Genomic DNA, 18,301 nt, shown 5'->3' with positions numbered 1-18,301 from the left:
TTCCCTGCCTGAGCGTGGGTCGCTTCAGCGCTGCATTCGGTTCATGGAAATCTTTGATCCAAGGACGAGCGGGATCGCCTCGTCCCGACAGGGCGGTCAAAATTTCCGGAAAGGGTGACAGCGGCCAGCCGAGTTGCTATGCCCCGCGCGGACCACTCTCCCGCATGAGCTGACCCCAATGCCTGACCTGCTTCTAGAACTTCGCTCCGAGGAAATCCCCGCCCAGCCGCGCGCCCGCAGCGTCGGAGGCGCGAGGACGTGCAAACAGGAAGAAGGCATGCGGGTGGAGAAACTCTGATGCCGGATCTTTTGCTCGAACTTCGCTCCGAGGAAATCCCTGCCAAGCCGCGCGCCCGCAGCGTCGGAGGCGCGAGGACGTGCAAACAGGAAGAAGGCATGCGGGTGGAGAAACTCTGATGCCGGATCTTTTGCTCGAACTTCGCTCCGAGGAAATCCCCGCCCGCATGCAGCGCAAGGCGGCGGGTGATCTCAAGAAGGTGCTGACCGACGGTCTGGTCGAGGCGGGGCTGACCTATGAGGCGGCACGCGAGTACTGGACGCCGCGGCGTCTGACGCTCGATATCAGGGGTCTGACCGCGCGCTCGAAGGATATAAGCGAGGAGATCAAGGGGCCATCGACGACAGCGCCCGAACAGGCGGTGCAAGGTTTCCTGCGCAAGGCAGGGCTTTCGTCGATCGCCGAGGCGCATGTCCACTCCGACCCGAAGAAGGGCGATTTCTACGTCGCCCACATCTCGAAGCCGGGCAGGGCGGCGGAAGAGATCATCGCCGAACTGGTGCCGGGCATTATTCGCAATTTCCCGTGGCCGAAGTCGATGCGCTGGGGGCCGGCCTCGGCCAAGCCCGGCTCGCTGCGCTGGGTGCGGCCGCTGCAGTCGATCCTGTGCACCTTCGGCCCGGAGACCGAGGAGCCGATGGTGGTCGATTTCGAGATCGACGGTATCCGCTCGGGCAACATCACCTATGGGCACCGCTTCCATGCGCCCGATGCCATTACGGTGCGCCGCTTCGACGACTATGTCTCCAAGCTGGAAGCGGCGAAGGTCGTGCTCGACGCCGACCGGCGCAAGGAGATCATCCTTGCCGACGCCCGCAATCTTGCCTTCGCCAACGGGCTCGACCTGGTCGAGGACGACGGGCTGCTGGAGGAAGTGTCTGGCCTCGTCGAATGGCCGGTCGTGCTGATGGGCGAGTTCGAGGAGGCTTTCCTGGCCATTCCGGCCGAAGTGATCCGGTTGACCATCCGCGCCAACCAGAAATGCTTTGTGACGCGTCCGCAGGGTGCTGCCGAGGATCTTTCCAATCGCTTCATCCTCACCGCCAACATCGAGGCCAAGGATGGCGGCAAGGAGATCGCCCACGGCAACGGCAAGGTGGTGCGCGCCCGCCTGTCCGACGCGCTCTATTTCTGGACGACCGACCAGGGCGATTTGCCGGATCTGGGTGAGCTCAAGGCATCGGCGGAAAAATTCGGGCTCGATCTGAAGAAGCCGCTCGACCAGCGCATGGCCCGCCTCGACCATCTCGGCGTCACCTTCCACGCCAAGCTCGGCACGCAAGGTGAACGGGTGGAGCGGATTGCCAGGCTCGCCGAGGAATTGGCGCCGATCGTCGGTGCCGATCCCACGCTGGCGCGCCGCGCCGCTGTCCTTGCGAAGGCCGATCTCACCACCGAAGTCGTCGGCGAATTTCCCGAACTGCAGGGCGCCATGGGCCGCAAATACGCGCTGCTGCAGGGCGAGCATCCGTCTGTGGCCGCAGCCATCGAAGAACATTACAAGCCGCAAGGCCCTTCCGACCGCGTGGCGAGCGATCCGGTGTCGGTCGCTGTCGCTCTTGCCGACAAGCTCGACATGCTGGTCGGTTTCTGGGCTATCGACGAAAAGCCGACAGGGTCAAAAGATCCCTATGCGCTGCGTCGGGCGGCGCTGGGTGTGGTTAGGATCATACTGGAAAACAGGATCACGCTTTCCCTGGGCGTCGCCATTGCAGCGGCAGTCTCCTCGGCGCTCGCCACATATGAACGACTGGGCGACGGGGCTGAGAGCCGTGGTGTGGTCGCGATGCTCGATTCCCGTATTCGCGACCACAAGGGGGCAAGCCAGCTGTTGTCGGAAGCGGGCTTGATCTCCAGGTTGTTGAAGGGCGGGCTGGCCAAAGCAAGTTCAGAGGCCTTTGGCTCCGCCGATCAGGAACGAGAGTTTTTCGATGGCCAGCGTGTGATGGAATTGGAGGCATCGCTGTCGCCATTCATCGCTGACCTCCTCGCCTTCTTCCATGACCGCCTGAAGGTGTACCTGCGCGACCAGGGTGCCCGGCACGATCTCATTGATGCTGTCATCACGCCGCAGTCCGACGACCTTCTCCAGATCGTCCGCCGGGTCGAGGCACTTGGTTCCTTCCTTGACACCGAGGACGGCAAGAATCTGCTCGCCGGCGCCAAGCGTGCAGCCAACATTTTGGCTGCCGAGGAGAAGAAGAAAACGGCGGTCGCCAAAACTGTTGAGCCGGCGCCGTTTCGCGAGGGTGCCGAGAAGTCGCTGTTTGCGGCGGTGAATCAGGCTGAGAAGCAAGCCGGCGAAGCGATTCAAAACGAAGACTTTTCCGGTGCCCTGCTGGCGCTTAGCGTGTTGCGTGAGCCGGTTGATTCATTCTTTGAGCATGTTCTCGTGAATGATGAGGACCAGGCCGTGCGCGCCAACCGCCTGGCGCTGCTCGCCCGCATCCGCGCGGCCACCGGTCAGGTCGCGGATTTCTCGAAGATCGCCGGCTAATACGCTGGAAAAAATTCTGCTGGCCGGCCGTTCGAGCCGGCTTACAGTCATATGACGATGATCTCTCCGTGGCAAAAGGGACATGTTCCCCAACCCACGGAGGCTTCCATGAATTCCGATCACGAAATCGAAGTGACAGAAGAAACCCCGGCTCCCGCCGAGGCGCTTGAATCCGCTTCCGAAACCGCCCTCGACCATGCCGCTGCCGCCACGGTCGAAGCGACCGATCTGTCGGATGACGAAGATGGCGACGATGAAGAAGGCGAAGAGTCTGACGACGCCGAAGCCGCCACGCTCTCGGATGACGATGAAGACGAAGACGAAGACGAAGATGAGGACGAAGACGACGCCGATGACAGCGTGAAGGCTGAAGGCGACGACGAGAAATCCGAAGAAGACGACGACAAGGAAGAAGCCGCCTGATTTTCAGCTGCTCAGTCTATCGATGGCAGGGCGGCGCTAACCAGGCTTGTGAAAACATCGGCGCCTCATCTCAAGGGGCACCGTCCCTCTTCGAGAATCGTCCTCGTCTCAGCTCGGCCTTGCTAGACGATTTCGTCGCGCTAACAGAGCGCTTATTCCTGACGCCCCATCTCCGCGTGCGACACCTATTGTAGAGCTTCAGCGTATCGGATGATGCTCTGATTTTGCACGTTTTCGACCAATTCATCCGCACGAGATAAAAGTCGGCGGAGCAAGGGAGAGGAATTTGCCTCGTTGTATCCCAGAGTGAGATCAACTGTCGGAGGCACACCCTCGAGCGCTCTGGCAACAACGTTTGGTGCCAGCATATTTTGCGCATAAAGCGGGACAAGAGTAACTCCGCCCGTGGACGCGACGAGCGACATTGCCGACGATATGTTCTCGCCTTCGTACTTTGCCTTGAGCGTGATCCCGGCCCTTGATGCGTAATCCTGAATCACAGATTGCAATACCGGAGACGTTCTCGCCGAGCTGACGTAAATTTCGCGGGCAAGATCCTGCGGCCGAATCTTTTTGCGCGATGCCAAGCTATGGCCTGCCGGCAGCACGGCGATCAGAGGCTCCTTCGCTAACAATTTGAAGGATAGGCCCAAGCTCTGTTTCTCGGGGCGAAGGAAGGCTACGTCCAACTTCCCGCGCATTAACGCAAGAGCGAGCTCCGGGGAGGACTGACTACACAGCGTGACTTCGATCTCCGGTGCTTCCTCGCGGATCATGCGCAATAGGTGAGGTAGCCACGTGACCTCCAGCCCAACCAGAAACCCCATAGCAAGTACGGGCCTTTTCGGCTGTGCCGTCCGCCGGGCGCCTTCGGTAGCAGCCTCGACCTGCAGAAGTGCCAGCCGAGCGTGATCCAGAAAAACGCGCCCCGCAGCGGTAAGCACAACGCCGCGCGCCTGCCGCTCCAATAGCTGTACGCCGACTTCAGATTCGAGATCGCGAATCTGCCGGCTCAACGACGGCTGCGAGGTGTTCAGTCGCCGCTGGGCAGCGGTCAACAAGCTGCCTTCCTCGGCAACCGCGATGAAATAGCGTAAATGGCGGAGTTCCATCGGGTCCTCACTATACCTCCAAGGCATAGGTCGAACGTACAAGGTATTTGTCACCGATAGAAGGGAGATTTACCTTCGCGCTAAGGTCAAAGAAGGAGAAAGCAAAATGTCTACAGCATCCAAGCCTACCATCGTGTTCTGCCACGGCATTTGGGCCGATGGTTCGTGCTTCAGCAAGGTGATCCCGGCACTGCAGGCGGACGGACACGAGGTGATTGCTGTCCAATATGGCCTGGATTCATTCGAAGAGGATGTGGCGACGGTCAAACGCACGCTCAACCGCGTCGGCAGCCCGGTTGTCCTCGTCGGCCATTCCTACGGTGGCGCCACGATCACGGCTGCGGGCGTCGATGAGCGCGTGATCGGCCTGGTCTACGTCGCCGCCGTCGCCCCGGATGTCGGCGAGACTGTGCAAGACCAGCTCGACAAGTATCCGTCGGACATCTTCTCTCGCGTCGAGGTCGCGGATGGGCGCGCCTGGATGCTTCCAAACGGCACCGAGTTCTTCGCCGGCGACCTCTCGGCGGAAGAGCAGAAGCTCGTCTGGGCCACCCATTATGCACCCGTCTTCGATCTGTTCCACCAGCAGAAGCTGAGCGCGGATCGCATTGCGTGGAAGTCGAAGCCGAGCTGGTATGTGCTGGCTACGAAAGACCACACCGTGCATCCCGATCTCCAGCGCTGGGTTTCGAAGCGCATGGGAGCGACCGTCACCGAGGTGGCAAGCAGCCACGTGCCGATGCTCTCCCAGCCCGCCGTCGTCATCGACGTAATCCGGAAAGCTGTAGCTGCTGTTCAAAACGGTTGAGAGCAGCCGTCCGACGGATGTGGAGAGACTGCCGCAGGGCGGTCTCTCCTGCTCGTGCGAAGCGTTGCGGAACTCCAAAGCGCTCCCCCTTCGGAGGGATGTGCGCGTGCTTAAGGCTCCAGGACTTTTCACACAGCCTGTAACGCGCCGCCCTTTTTCTGTCAGATGCTAGCCTTCTCAGTTTTCCAGAATGCTGACACGCACGCTGTTTTCGTAGACGTCGACCTGGATCAGCGGCTCGCCATTGACGATGGCACGCTTGGTCGAGGAGCTCATGGCGCCGGAGCGCTCGAGCATGCGTTGCAAGTCGGCGCGCTGGTCGTTGGTCCTGAACCAGCCATCACCCTCATCGTCGCTGTCGCGACGGTGGAATTTGTGCCAGTTGGCACGGTCCTGCCGCACCATTTGCGCGGCGCTCTCCAGCGCATAGCCGTCACTCGCCTGATGATCCCGATCGGAAATGCGCGCGACATAGGATCCCAGCATGTCGTCGGCATGAGCCGTGCCGGCACCAAGCGACGACGCCAGCAGAAGCCCGGCCGCAGTGACGGTTTTGAATTTTCTCATGATCACCCCCCTTACCCCTAAACGATAAAATCCCGTCTACCGTGGCCGCTTGACGAAATTCGGACAGTGGCACCCAGCGGCGAAAAACCGGAACGGGTTTGCCTGCCAATGGTGCGCCGGGCGCCAGACCGCAGTCAAGTCGCAGTCCAGCCTCTATTTGGCTTTGCTGACCCTGCGGACGGGCTGGGTTGCTGCCTGTGCGGGTGCGTTCGGTGGTGAGGCCGAGTTTGTCCCGGCATCTCCCGCAGGGGCGGCGGAGGCGGTAGCCGTTGCCGGCGCGGTCCCCGTCGCCGGCGCGGTGCCCGTTTCTGGTGCTGCGGCTGTCGCAGGGGCGGCGCTTGGCGTCGGCGCCGAGAAGGCGGGACCGACGACGCCGCCGCGAATGATCATTGGGTTCTGCTCAAAGCCATGCCTGGCCTCGGGCTTGTCCGGGATCGCCGATACCTTTTCATAGGTGACGTCGGGCTGCGCCTCGCCGAGCCCCACCACCGATTGCACATTGCTGGCCTTGACGGTGTCGGCGGTCTTCAGCGGTTTGGCGGCGTCGAGCTTGATGATGGATGGCGTCGAGGAGGGCGCGCCGGGAAAAACCAGCGACGAGGCCTGGGCCCCGCCGGTCGTCACGGCAAGAACAATCCCCAGCAGGATACGCACAGACACGATGATCGCTCCCCTTTGCCCAGAAGCCGCACAGTAGCGGACCGGAATTGATGCTGGCTTTCGTGGAAACATAGCATTTTAGGGATTGATAAATCGCCAATGCCCCGACTTGCCTAACAGCCGACTTGCCCAACAGCCGCCGTCGTACTACGCAGCCGGCATCTGCGAGGTGACGAGAGTGGCTGAAATACTTGCCGTCGGCGAGGCGTTGGAGCGGGCGCTGGCGCTGCTCCAGAGCGGCGATGTCGTCGCCATCCCGACGGAAACCGTCTACGGGCTTGCCGGCGACGCCACCAACGGCATCGGTGTGGCGCGCATCTTCGAAGCCAAGGGACGGCCGCGCTTCAACCCGCTGATCGCCCATGTCGCCGACATGGCCATGGCCGAACGCATTGCGCTGTTCGATCCGCTGTCGAAAAAACTGGCGCGTGCGTTCTGGCCCGGTCCGCTGACGCTGGTGCTGCCGCAGCGGCCCGGCAACGGCATCCATCCGCTGGTCACGGCCGGACTCGATACGATTGCCCTGCGCATGCCAAGGGGCTTTGGCGGCGACTTGATAGCCCGCCTCGGCCGCCCGCTTGCAGCACCCAGCGCCAATTCATCCGGCAAGATCAGCGCGACGACGGCGCAAGCGGTGGCGGCAGATCTCGGCGCACGGATTAAGCTGGTGGTCGATGGCGGGGCGACGCCGGTCGGGCTGGAATCGACCATCGTCAAGGCCGAAGGCGCAAGGCTGCGGCTGCTCCGGCCCGGCGGCATCGCCGCCGAAGAGATCGAGGCGGCCATCGGCATGGAGCTCTTGCGCGGCGGTGCCGCCGGCGTCGAGGCGCCGGGCATGCTTGCCTCGCACTATGCGCCGGGTGCTGCGATGCGGCTCAATGCCGGGACCGTCAATAAGGGCGAGGCCCTGCTCGGCTTCGGCAGCCAGCGAGCCGAAGGCTGGCGACACGCCGCCGCTTTCCTCAACCTGTCCGAGACGGGCGACCTGCGCGAAGCGGCGAGCAACCTTTTCGCCTACATGCAGGATCTTGATCGCAGCGGCGTACGGACCATCGCCGTCGAGCCGGTTCCCTTCGACGGTCTCGGCGAGGCGATCAACGATCGCCTCTCGCGTGCCGCCGCCCCTCGTGACAACACACAGCCCGCAACATAGTTTTCCCACATGACCGAAATTTCAGAAAAGCTCGATCCCGTTCTCATCGATCGCTTCGCGGCGATCGTCGGCAACAAATACGCGCTGCGCGGCGAGCAGGATATCGCGCCTTACCTGATCGAGCGGCGTGGGCTCTGGCATGGCGCGACATCGCTGGTGCTGCGGCCGGGCAGCGTCGAGGAAGTCAGCCAGATCATGCGGCTGGCGACCGAGACGGGAACACCGATCGTGCCGCAAAGCGGCAACACCGGGCTGGTTGGCGCCCAGGTGCCGGACAAATCAGGCCGCGAGATCGTGCTGTCGCTGTCGCGGCTGAACCGCATCCGCGAGATCGATGTCCTGTCCAACACGGTGACGGTCGAGGCTGGGGTCATCCTGCAGACGCTGCAGGAAGCGGCCGATGGCGTCGACCGGTTGTTTCCGCTGTCGCTGGCCGCGCAAGGCTCCTGCCAGATCGGCGGCAACCTGTCGTCCAATGCCGGTGGCACCGGCGTGCTTGCCTATGGCAACGCGCGCGAACTGTGCCTCGGTGTCGAAGTGGTGCTGCCGACAGGCGAGGTGTTCGACGATTTGCGCAAGCTGAAGAAAGACAACACCGGCTACGACCTGAAGAACCTGTTCGTCGGCGCCGAAGGAACGCTCGGCGTCATCACAGCCGCCGTGCTCAAGCTGTTCCCGAAGCCGAAGGGGCGCGAGGTGGCGTTCGTCGGTCTGTCATCGCCGGAAGCCGCGCTTTCCCTGTTCAGCCTGGCAATGGACCGCGCCGGAGCAGCGCTCACCGCCTTCGAACTGATCGGCAAGCGGCCGTACGACTTCACGCTGGCGCATGCCCAGGGTGTGACGCGGCCGCTGATGGAGGACTGGCCGTGGTACGTGCTGATGCAGATTTCGTCCGGCCGCTCATCGGAGGATTCGAGAGCATTGATCGAGGACGTGCTCTCGGCTGGCCTCGAACAGGAATTCGTCGGCGATGCCGTCATCGCTGCAAGTCTTGGCCAGGGCGACGCCTTCTGGAATTTCCGCGAGCTGCTGCCCGAGGCGCAAAAACCGGAGGGCGCTTCGATCAAGCATGACATTTCCGTGCCGGTGGCAATGATCCCACGCCTCATCGAAGAGGCCGCCGGCGCGGTGGCGTCGGTCAGTGCCGGCGCCCGCGTGGTCTGCTTCGGTCATATGGGTGACGGCAATCTGCATTATAACATCTCGCGGCCCGTCGACGGCGACGACGAGGCGTTTCTCGTTCTCTATCACACCATGAACAAGGCGGTGCATGATGTCGTGCGCAGCCTGCACGGTTCGATCTCGGCCGAGCATGGCATCGGCCAGTTGAAGCGTGACGAACTGATCGCCACCGCGCCGCCGATGGCGATCGACCTGATGCGCCGGGTGAAGGCTGCCTTCGACCCGGCCGGTATCATGAATCCCGGTAAGGTTATCTGATCCTTTCAACGTCTGGTGGCTGGTGGCATTCCGATAACCATCCCTGAGATCAGCAAAATTTAACCGACTTTCTTAAGCGGGGCGGTAAGGAGCCCGCGCTACTGTCTGCTCACAAACGAGGCTGGAAAAACCGGCCCGGAGAGAACCGGACACCGGCTCTCAGGAGACAGACAGGAAGGCACTCTATGAACACCGGACTGAAGCCAGTCTGGGCGGGACGCAACATGCGTCTCGACCCATTCCGCCTGCCGCAAGCGGTAAGCTACGCCACGCGCGACGACTACGGCGACGTGACCTTTACCATCGACAAGCGCGGCGCTGTGATCCGCCGCATGCTCGAGATGAGCGGCTTGCCGGCGATCATCGCGCTGCCTGCCAATGCGTTTCGCGGCGTTGCCGCCCGTGCGATGGAGGATCCGGACGGCAATGTCACGGTGACCCTGGAACTCCTGCACAACGATCCGATGCTGTCGGTGCCGTTGCTGGTTGCCGATGATCTCGAAGATGTCGCCGCAGACTGGCGCGCCTGGGCCGACGCCTACCGTCTGCCGATGCTCTTGATCGAATCGGACGGCGTCGCCCGCACCCTGGAAGAATCGCTCGGCGCCGCCATCAAGACGCTGCCGCCGCAGGATCGCCGCAAGGGCCGCGTTTCGACCATGCGCCGTCCGCGTTTCCTTGCTCGCCGCAGGGCCGGCGATCTCGGTCTCAGGCTGGTCATCGACGGCCAGGAGATCATTTCGAGAGACTGAGCATAATCCGGCTTTTGGATTTGCTCGAAAGGCGAAGCCGCTAGACCAGCGGCTTCAGCGCCACCCACACCGCCCCGCCGATCAGGCCGAGGAAGATCAGCCAGCCGACCTGGTTGTTCGACCTGAACAGCCGCAGGCACTGGTCCGGATTGTCGATATCCAGCACGGCGATCTGCCGGGCCATATGGGCGCCGGCGGCAATCAGCCCGGCCAGCGCCGGCACAGGAGCCTGTGCCGATGCGAAGGCGATGGCGAAGCAGATCAGCGTGCCGCCATAGAGCCCGACAAGCCACGACTTGGTGTTTTCGCCGAACAGCCGTGCCGTCGAGCGCACGCCGACAATGGCGTCATCCTCCTTGTCCTGGTGCGCATAGATCGTGTCGTAGCCGATCACCCACAGGATCGAACCGATATAGAGCATGATGGCGGGCCCATCGAGGTCGCCGAACTCGACCGCCCACCCCATCAGGGCGCCCCAGGAAAACGCAAGGCCGAGAACCAGTTGCGGCCAGTTGGTTATCCGCTTCATGAACGGATAGACGGCGACGATGGCCAGCGAACAGATGCCAAGCAGAATGGCGAAACTGTTGAACTGCATGAGCACCACCAGGCCAACCAGCGCCTGCAGGACAAGAAACACCCATGCCCGCCGGCGCGTGGCCTTGCCCGATGGCAGCGGTCGCGAGCGCGTCCGCTCGACCTTGTTGTCGATGTCCTCGTCGACGAGGTCGTTGTAAGTGCAGCCGGCGCCGCGCATGGCGATGGCGCCGATCAGGAACAGCACGAGATACAATGGCGCCGGCAGCAGCGAGAGCAGAGGATCGCCGGGACGCGGATAGGCGCTCGCCGCAAGTGCTGCCGACCACCAGCACGGCCATAGCAGCAATTGCCAGCCGATCGGCCTGTCCCACCGGGCAAGCTGCGCATAGGGCCATATCGAGCGCGGCAGCACACGATAGACCCAATGGCCGTTCGGTGCATCGGCGACACGGCCCTGGGCCGCTTTCGACTGGATCGGTTCCATCACGCTGGATTGGCAGCAGACTGGAAGGCCGTCAAGCAGTCTCGCTTGCGGACGCGAAGATGTCATGAGAGGCGAACCAGACCTTGGCCACATCGATGAATGCCAGCGCCGCATTCGAGACGCGCTGGTGCGTGTCATAGGTGAGCAGGATCCGCTGCATGGGCAGCGGATCGGACAGCGGCTTGCAGATCAGCGGCAGGCCGTCATAGCTGCGGTCGCCATGCGGGCGGGTGTAACTGACGGCAACACCGAAGCCATTCGCCACCATGCTGCGCTGGAGTTCGAACGAACTTGTCGTTGAGTCCGCGACCGGGGAGAGGCCGCGGCTGCGGAACAGGTCGAGCATGTGTTGCCAGCTGTGCGGCTGGTCCGTCGTGATCAACGGATAGGCGGCCAGATCCGCCAGGCTGACCTCGGGACGATCCGCCAGGGCATGGCCTGCCGGCAACAAGGCATGCGGCCGAAGTTCACGCAGCAGGATGCGGGCGAAATGTGTCGGTAGGCTGAGGTCATAGGTGAGGCCGAGATCGATGGCGGCATCGCCGAGCCGCCGCCCGAGCGTCTCGAACGTCTCGTCGCGAACGACGATTTTCACGGCCGGATAGCGTTCGGAGAAGGCGCGGATCAGGGCCGGCGCGAAGAAAGGAGCCAGGTCCTCGAAACATCCCAGCACCAGTTCACCGCCGACAGCCGATTTGCTTGAACCCAGGCCGACGAGTTCGTCCGTTTCGGTGAGGATCTGTCTTGCCTTCGCCACGACAGCGCGGCCGAACGATGTTGGCGACACGCCGCTGCCCCGCTGGCGGACGAACAGCTTCTGGCCGAAATTTTTTTCGACGGCGTCGATGGCCACCGAAATCGAAGGCTGCGAAACGTTCAGCATTTTCGCGGCGCCTGTCACGCTGCCATGACGCGCCACGGCGACCAGATAACGCAGCTGCGTGAGGGTCACATTCATAGGGTAATCCTATGTACCAAATGAGAAGTTATTATTTTACTGAATGAAAGAGGGTTGCGATAGTCGGTTATTCCAAGAGGAGAACGCCATGGCTTCCCAGATCGACACCCAGACAATCGACACCCAGGTCATCGACGCAAAGACGATCGCCGAATACCAGCGCGACGGTGCGGTTTGCATCCGCGGTGCTTTCAAGGGTTGGGTCGACACGATTGCCGCCGGCATCGAGCGCAACATGCAGAACCGCAGCGCCACCGCGTCCGATATCGCCAATGGCCGCGGCAGTTTCTTCGACGACTATTGCAACTGGGAGCGCATTCCCGAATTCGTCAGCGTGGTGCGGGACTCGCCGGCCGCCGAACTGGCTGCAGCGGTGATGCAGTCGCGCACCGCGCAGTTCTTCCACGACCATGTTCTGGTCAAGGAACCCGGCACGCAGAAGCCGACGCCCTGGCATCAGGACATCCCCTACTACTTCGTTGATGGCCAGCAGACGGTAAGCTTCTGGATCCCCATCGATCCGGTGAAGGAGGCGACGCTGCGCCTGATCGCCGGCTCGCACAAATGGGACAAGATGATCCTGCCGGTGCGCTGGCTGGACGACGGCAATTTCTATGCCGGCGACGGCGACTATCTGCCGGTGCCCGATCCCGACAAGGACCCTGGGATGAAGGTGCTCGAGTGGGAAATGGAGCCGGGCGACGCCATCCTGTTCGACTTCAGGACCGCGCATGGCGCGCGCGGCAACCTGACCTCGGCACGGCGCCGGGCGCTGTCGCTGCGCTGGGTCGGTGATGACGCTCGCTATGTCGAGCGGCCTGGACGCACCTCGCCACCTTACCATGGCCACGGCATGCAGCCGGGACAGAGGCTGCGCGAGGACTGGTTCCCGGTCGTCTTCCAGCGCTGAAGGGACTTGCCAGAAAATCGGCGGCGGTGTCCGCCGCCGATTTTCGGCAGGGGTAACGTTCCCGTGCGCAATTCCGATCAAAGCGCCCTGATGCCTTGACCCATCGTGCAGAGAGCAATAGCGGGTTCTCTGCAGGATTATAGGCATCAAGAGGTGGCCATGAACGTTCTTCTTCTCGGCTCCGGCGGCCGCGAACATGCGCTGGCCTGGAAGATCGCCGCGTCGCCGCTGCTGACCAGGCTCTATGCGGCTCCCGGCAATCCGGGCATCGGCAGCGAGGCCGAGCTGGTGAAGCTGGATATTGCCGATCACGCCGCCGTCGCCGCCTTCTGCAAGGACAACAAGATCGACCTCGTCGTGGTCGGCCCGGAGGGACCGCTGGTCGCAGGCATCGCCGACGATCTGCGTGCGCAAGGCATTCGCGTCTTCGGACCCTCCAGGGCCGCCGCCCGGCTGGAAGGTTCGAAGGGGTTCACCAAGGATCTCTGCGCCAGATACGACATCCCGACCGCCGCCTATGGCCGTTTCGGCGATTTGGCGTCCGCCAAGGCCTATGTCGAACAGACCGGCGCGCCGATCGTCATCAAGGCCGATGGTCTGGCGGCCGGCAAAGGCGTCACCGTTGCCATGACGCTGGGCGAGGCACAGGCCGCGCTCGATGCCTGTTTCGACGGTTCCTTCGGCGCCGCCGGAGCGGAAGTGGTGATCGAGGAATTCATGACCGGCGAGGAGGCGAGTTTCTTCTGCCTCTGCGACGGCATCACAGCGCTACCATTCGGCACCGCGCAGGACCATAAGCGCGTTGGCGATGGCGATGTCGGCCCCAACACCGGCGGCATGGGCGCCTATTCGCCGGCCCCGGTGATGACGCTTGAGATGGTCGAGCGCACCATGCGCGAGATCATCGAGCCAACCATGCGTGGCATGGCCGAGCTAGGCGCGCCCTTCGCCGGCATTCTCTTCGCCGGGCTGATGATCACTGACAAGGGGCCGAAGCTGATCGAATACAACACCCGTTTCGGCGATCCGGAATGCCAGGTGCTGATGATGCGGCTGAAGGATGATCTGCTGGTCCTGCTCAATGCGGCAACCGACGGCCAGCTTGCACACACCTCGGTGCGCTGGCGCGATGAGGCGGCACTGACCGTGGTGATGGCGGCCAGGGGCTATCCCGGCACGCCGGAAAAGGGATCGGTCATCCGCGGCGTCGAAGACGCGGCGGGCGACGGCGTCCAGATATTCCACGCCGGCACTGCCATCAACTGCGGAGCGCTGGTTGCCAATGGCGGCCGCGTCCTCAACGTCACGGCATCAGGCGCTACGGTCGGCGAGGCGCAGAAACGCGCCTATGCCGCGCTCGACCGGATCGACTGGCCGGACGGCTTCTGCCGCCGCGACATTGGCTGGCAGGCCGTGGCGCGCGAGCAGGCAAACTGAAGTTCCGGAACGGTAGTCTATCGCAAACCGCGATCGAGTTCGGTCGAAGCGGTGCTGAGCGGATCGGGGGCGGCAAAGGCGGCATCGAGTTGCGCGGGCGAACGCTGTTCGGTCCGCTTCCAGGCGACATATTGGACAATGCCGAAAACCGGCCGCCGCGGCACCGTCTTCACGACAGGCATGCGGAAGCCGTCGCGGAACTTCGTCCAGCGCGTGCCCAGCGCCGCGACCATGTCCTCGAAGGTCGGCGGCGCCGCCACCGAGGCGTAGGTGATGGTGACATTGCCGGCGAGTCCGGCTTCGCGTGAGACCGGCAGCGGTATCGAGGCGAGATAGTCAGGCGGCACGTCGATCAGACCGCCGAACGGCCATTGCGCGCGCAGCGTGGCGGCGTCCGTCGGCGCGACATTGACGTCGATGTCCTTGGGCGTGCCGGCGACCCTGTAAGGGCAGCGGAACCGGCCGCAATTGGCTTGCGCCGAAAACTGCCACAGAGCGTAGCCTTGCCAGTTGCCCATCGGAAAATGCACGTCGATGTCGGACTTGTAGCGGGCATACCAGAGCGGCAGCCGCGACAGGAGCCGATATCTGTAGCTGTTTTCGGCAATGTACTGGGCCGTCTTGCCATTGCTGTAGAGCACCGGGAAGCGGCCGATGCGCCGATGCACCTGGCGCACGAACTCCTCAGCGTCGTCGAGCGACATCCATTGTGTCGGGTCGTTGCCCTCGATGTCGAGAGCTAGCAGATCGTCCGGCGCGGGTTCGGCGAAATCGAGGAAATTATTGGCCTGTTCGACCGGATTGCCGGGGCGGGCGAGGTGATAGGCGCCCCATTTCAGGCCGAGTGCCTTGGCGACCACCTTGCGCGTCTGGAACAGTTCGCGCGTCACCGCGTGGCGTTTCCAAAGCGCCTTGCAGAGTTTTACCTCGGTGTCGTCGCCGGAACAGAAATAGGGAGGCGGCATGCCGTCGGATGCCTTGTTGATGAAGCCGACGATCCGCTTGTCGGTGGCAAGTTGGGCCCAGTCGATGGAATTGTATTCGTAGGCATCGACGACCAGGGCGCGATCAGCATTCTTCCAGGGCTCGGAAAAATCCGAGGCTTTTGCCACCGTCGACAGCGTCATCGTCGCCGCAAAAGCGAGAAGCGCTGTGCGGCGAAGGAGGCGCGCCGTCCTTTTCAAACAGGGAATCCCCGTTGATCAAAGACAAATCCTGGACCGTCATGGTTAAGGAAGTGCTTATGGAAGCGCTGCCGGCAAAGCTATCGTCGGATAAGTGGCTGAAATTCAAACGGGTCGGGCGCTGGCTCTTGCGGCAGCGTGCCTTCGGCGGCGCGTTTGCGGTGGTGGGCGAGAGAGCATTGCGGCGAACACAATATGCCGCGGTCCGACCAGTAGGCGGCGCCGTTTTCCAGCTTGCCCTGATGGTACGAGAACCCTGCCGCGCGATAGGGCAGGCCGCATTCGATGCAGCGATAGGAGTCAGGTCTGGCAAGCATGGAGTGGTTCCGGTTTGCTGGTTCTGGTCTGTCGCCGTTCGGCTCGATCCGGCGTGGATTGAATTTAATACGTGCGGGCGCGATTACAAAATCCGCGTGACAAAGTTTGACGTTTACGTAAAAAGAAGATGGGAGACCGCCGCCCAAGGCGGATGGTTTTTGCGGCAGTGCGGGTCCTAGGATCAGTGAGCCGATGTATCAGGAGGAGGGAGCGGCATGTATCGGGCACCGGTCGAGGATATCGCTTTCACGCTCAAGCACGTGGCTGGTCTCAAGCCCGCCCTTGATGCCGGCACGTTCGGCGATCTCGGCGAGGATCTGGTCGACGCCGTTCTTGGCGAGGCCGGCCGCTTCGCCACCGACGAGGTCGCGCCGCTCTACAAGATCGGCGATGAGCAAGGTGCGGTGCTGAAGGACGCTGCCGTCACCACGCCGCCCGGCTGGAAGGAACTCTATCGCCGCTGGATCGATGGCGGCTGGAACGCGCTGTCCGGCCCTGAAGAATATGGCGGCCAGGCGCTGCCGACCATGCTTGGCGTCGCCGCGCTCGAAATGTGGAACTCCGCCGCCATGGCCTTCGGCATCGGCCCGACGCTGACCATGGGCGCGGTCGAAGCGCTCGACAAGCACGCCTCGCAGGAACTCAAGGCGATATATCTCGAAAAGCTTGTCTCGGGCGAATGGATGGGCACGATGAACCTGACCGAGCCGCAGGCCGGCTCGGACCTCAATGCGCTGCGCGCCCGCGCCGAGCCGGTGGGGGACGGCACCTACCGCATCTTCGGCCAGAAGATCTTCATCACCTATGGCGAGCACGACTTTACCGACAACATCATCCATCTGGTTCTGGCGCGGCTGCCCGATGCCCCTGCCGGCACGCGCGGCATATCGCTGTTCCTGGTGCCAAAATTCCTGGTCGGCGACGATGGATCGCTGGGCGCGCGCAACGACGTCTTCTGCTCCGGCCTGGAGCACAAGCTCGGCATTCATGCCTCGCCGACCTGTACCATGATCTATGGCGACGGCTTCGGGGGTGCCAAGCCCGGCGCCATCGGCTGGCTGATCGGCGAGGAGAACAAGGGCCTCGCCTGCATGTTCACCATGATGAACAACGCCCGCCTTGCCGTCGGCATGCAGGGCGTGGCAGTCGCGGAAGCCGCGACGCAGAAGGCGATCGCCTATGCCAATGAGCGCCGCCAGGGCAAGGCGGCAAGCTACGCTGGCGCCGGCATGGCGCCGATCGTCCATCATCCCGATGTGCAGCGCAATCTCCTGACCATGAAGGCACTCACGCAGACAGCACGCGCCATCAGCTACTGCTGCGCGCATGCCATGGACCTGGCGCGCGTGTCGGTTGGCGATGAGGCGACGCATTGGCGCGACCGCGCCAATCTGCTGACGCCGCTTGCCAAGGCGTTTTCGACCGATGTCGGCGTGGAAGTTGCCTCGATCGGCCTCCAGGTGCATGGCGGCATGGGCTTCATCGAGGAGACGGGCGCGGCAGCATTCTATCGCGATGCCCGCATCGCACCGATCTATGAGGGCACCAACGGCATCCAGGCCATCGATCTGGTCATGCGCAAGCTGCCGCTCGGCGGCGGCGAACATGTGTATGGTTATATCGTCGAACTGGCCGCGGTCGCCAATGCGGTGCGGACATCGAATCTCGAGGGTTTCGGCCGCACGGCCGATGCCCTCGACGAGGCGCTCGCCGAGTTGACACATGCGACCCGCTTCCTGCAAAAAATGTCCGCCGATGGCCGGTCGGACGAGGCGCTGGCGGGTGCTACGCCCTATCTCAGGCTGATCTCGCTGGCCGCCGGCGCGGCTTATCTGGCGCAGGGCGCGCTTGCCGATCAGGGCCGTATCGCGCTTTGCCGCTTCTTCGCCGAAAACCTGCTCGGTGAGGCACGCGCACTGAAGGATCGCATCATCGATGGCGCCGAAAGCCTCGCCGCTGCCGGCAAAATGCTGATTTCAGCCTGACGCTCACAAGGAAAAACTATGACAGACCATATCCTCGTCGAGCGCCAGGGCGCCATCCAGATCATCCGCATGAATCGGCCGGACAAGAAGAACGCGCTGACGCGCGCCATGTACGCGAAGATGTCGCAGACCCTGGCCGGGGGCGACGCCGACCCGGCGATCCGCGTCCATGTCTTCCTCGGCGTGCCCGGCGCCTTCTCCTCCGGCAACGACCTTGCCGATTTCATGGTCGTCGCCACCGGCGGCGACGGCGGCACCGAGGTCTGGGACTTCCTGATGGCGCTGGCCAGGGTCGAGAAGCCCATTGTCTCCGGCGTCGACGGCATCGCGGTCGGCATCGGCACGACGCTCAACCTGCATTGCGACCTGACCTTCGCCACGCCGCGCACCGTGTTCAGGGCGCCTTTCGTCGATCTCGGTCTGGTGCCAGAGGCGGGATCGAGCCTTTTGGCGCCGCGCATCCTGGGGCAGCAGGCTGCTTTCGCGCTGCTAGGTCTCGGCGAGAGCTTTTCGGCCGAACGCGCGAAAGCCGCCGGCCTGATCTACGAGGTGGTCGAGGAAGCGGTGCTGGAAGCTTCGGTCCTTGCTGCCGCCGGCCAGATCGCGGCCAAGCCACCGCAGGCGCTGAAGATCGCACGCGACCTGATGCGCGGTTCGCGTGACGAGCTTGTCGCCCGCATCAGCGAGGAAAGCGAGTATTTCCGCGCGCGGCTGAAATCGGACGAGGCGCGCGCCGCGCTCACGGCGTTCATGACCAGGAAGAAGGCCTGAGCCT

Annotated in this window: 17 protein-coding genes; 10 read left to right on the top strand and 7 right to left on the bottom strand. The window is 63.2% G+C overall.

Translation table 11 applies throughout. The annotated features are described in order from the left end of the window. Positions 1-416 precede the first annotated feature (416 nt). Both glyS and B5V02_RS25685 read left to right on the top strand, forming a co-directional pair. Entirely contained in the window at positions 417-2,795 is a 2,379-nt protein-coding gene (glyS, locus tag B5V02_RS25690; RefSeq protein WP_111546860.1) for a glycine--tRNA ligase subunit beta, read from the top strand. Positions 2,796-2,903: 108 nt separating this feature from the next. Beyond that, positions 2,904-3,218: an ATPase gene (locus B5V02_RS25685; RefSeq protein WP_111546859.1), complete on the top strand. Its 315-nt coding sequence runs from the start codon at positions 2,904-2,906 to the stop codon at positions 3,216-3,218. Positions 3,219-3,403: 185 nt separating this feature from the next. Here B5V02_RS25685 and B5V02_RS25680 read toward each other — a convergent pair whose 3' ends face one another. After that, positions 3,404-4,330, bottom strand: coding sequence for a LysR family transcriptional regulator (locus B5V02_RS25680; protein ID WP_111547187.1), 927 nt, complete (start codon positions 4,328-4,330; stop codon positions 3,404-3,406). A 106-nt stretch (positions 4,331-4,436) separates the two neighbouring features. Here B5V02_RS25680 and B5V02_RS25675 point away from each other — a divergent pair, with 106 nt between their 5' ends. Continuing rightward, entirely contained in the window at positions 4,437-5,138 is a 702-nt protein-coding gene (locus tag B5V02_RS25675; RefSeq protein WP_111546858.1) for an alpha/beta fold hydrolase, read from the top strand. Between the two features lie 177 nt (positions 5,139-5,315). On the opposite strand, the gene B5V02_RS25670 is transcribed toward B5V02_RS25675, so the two are convergent. After that, positions 5,316-5,705 carry a hypothetical protein gene (locus B5V02_RS25670; RefSeq protein WP_111546857.1) on the bottom strand — a complete coding sequence of 130 codons (390 nt, stop codon included), beginning with the start codon at positions 5,703-5,705 and terminating at the stop codon, positions 5,316-5,318. A gap of 153 nt (positions 5,706-5,858) precedes the next feature. Beyond that, entirely contained in the window at positions 5,859-6,365 is a 507-nt protein-coding gene (locus B5V02_RS25665; protein WP_111546856.1) for a hypothetical protein, read from the bottom strand. 178 nt (positions 6,366-6,543) lie between these two features. Between B5V02_RS25665 and B5V02_RS25660 the strand changes: the two genes are divergently transcribed. From B5V02_RS25660 to B5V02_RS25650, 3 genes are all read left to right on the top strand, one after another. Then, entirely contained in the window at positions 6,544-7,518 is a 975-nt protein-coding gene (locus B5V02_RS25660) for an L-threonylcarbamoyladenylate synthase (RefSeq protein WP_167458663.1), read from the top strand. Positions 7,519-7,527: 9 nt separating this feature from the next. Next, on the top strand, positions 7,528-8,958 hold the full coding sequence (locus B5V02_RS25655) for an FAD-binding oxidoreductase (protein WP_111546854.1): 1,431 nt from the start codon (positions 7,528-7,530) through the stop codon (positions 8,956-8,958). Between the two features lie 185 nt (positions 8,959-9,143). Beyond that, positions 9,144-9,710, top strand: coding sequence for a DUF6101 family protein (locus B5V02_RS25650; protein ID WP_111546853.1), 567 nt, complete (start codon positions 9,144-9,146; stop codon positions 9,708-9,710). A gap of 40 nt (positions 9,711-9,750) precedes the next feature. Here B5V02_RS25650 and ubiA read toward each other — a convergent pair whose 3' ends face one another. After that, on the bottom strand, positions 9,751-10,734 hold the full coding sequence (gene ubiA, locus B5V02_RS25645) for a 4-hydroxybenzoate octaprenyltransferase (RefSeq protein ID WP_111546852.1): 984 nt from the start codon (positions 10,732-10,734) through the stop codon (positions 9,751-9,753). A 31-nt stretch (positions 10,735-10,765) separates the two neighbouring features. Beyond that, positions 10,766-11,692 carry a LysR family transcriptional regulator gene (locus B5V02_RS25640; protein ID WP_111546851.1) on the bottom strand — a complete coding sequence of 309 codons (927 nt, stop codon included), beginning with the start codon at positions 11,690-11,692 and terminating at the stop codon, positions 10,766-10,768. A gap of 88 nt (positions 11,693-11,780) precedes the next feature. Between B5V02_RS25640 and B5V02_RS25635 the strand changes: the two genes are divergently transcribed. Then, positions 11,781-12,602, top strand: a complete 822-nt coding sequence (locus tag B5V02_RS25635) for a phytanoyl-CoA dioxygenase family protein (protein ID WP_111546850.1) — start codon at positions 11,781-11,783, stop codon at positions 12,600-12,602. 159 nt (positions 12,603-12,761) lie between these two features. Beyond that, a complete protein-coding gene (purD, locus tag B5V02_RS25630; RefSeq protein ID WP_111546849.1) occupies positions 12,762-14,039 on the top strand; it encodes a phosphoribosylamine--glycine ligase in 1,278 nt (425 codons plus the stop codon). A gap of 17 nt (positions 14,040-14,056) precedes the next feature. Here purD and B5V02_RS25625 read toward each other — a convergent pair whose 3' ends face one another. Both B5V02_RS25625 and B5V02_RS41910 read right to left on the bottom strand, forming a co-directional pair. Next, positions 14,057-15,166: a glycoside hydrolase family 25 protein gene (locus B5V02_RS25625; RefSeq protein ID WP_111547186.1), complete on the bottom strand. Its 1,110-nt coding sequence runs from the start codon at positions 15,164-15,166 to the stop codon at positions 14,057-14,059. Between the two features lie 137 nt (positions 15,167-15,303). Next, positions 15,304-15,540 (bottom strand): hypothetical protein, encoded by a 237-nt coding sequence (locus B5V02_RS41910; RefSeq protein ID WP_111546848.1) that lies wholly within the window; start codon positions 15,538-15,540, stop codon positions 15,304-15,306. A gap of 216 nt (positions 15,541-15,756) precedes the next feature. Between B5V02_RS41910 and B5V02_RS25615 the strand changes: the two genes are divergently transcribed. Beyond that, a complete protein-coding gene (locus B5V02_RS25615) occupies positions 15,757-17,526 on the top strand; it encodes an acyl-CoA dehydrogenase family protein (protein WP_111546847.1) in 1,770 nt (589 codons plus the stop codon). An 18-nt stretch (positions 17,527-17,544) separates the two neighbouring features. Beyond that, on the top strand, positions 17,545-18,297 hold the full coding sequence (locus B5V02_RS25610; RefSeq protein ID WP_111546846.1) for a crotonase/enoyl-CoA hydratase family protein: 753 nt from the start codon (positions 17,545-17,547) through the stop codon (positions 18,295-18,297). Positions 18,298-18,301 lie beyond the last annotated feature (4 nt).

Origin of the sequence: Mesorhizobium kowhaii (assembly GCF_003253745.1) — a bacterium.
GTDB classification, from domain to species: domain Bacteria; phylum Pseudomonadota; class Alphaproteobacteria; order Rhizobiales; family Rhizobiaceae; genus Mesorhizobium; species Mesorhizobium kowhaii.
This window is presented reverse-complemented; position numbering and strand designations above follow the sequence as displayed.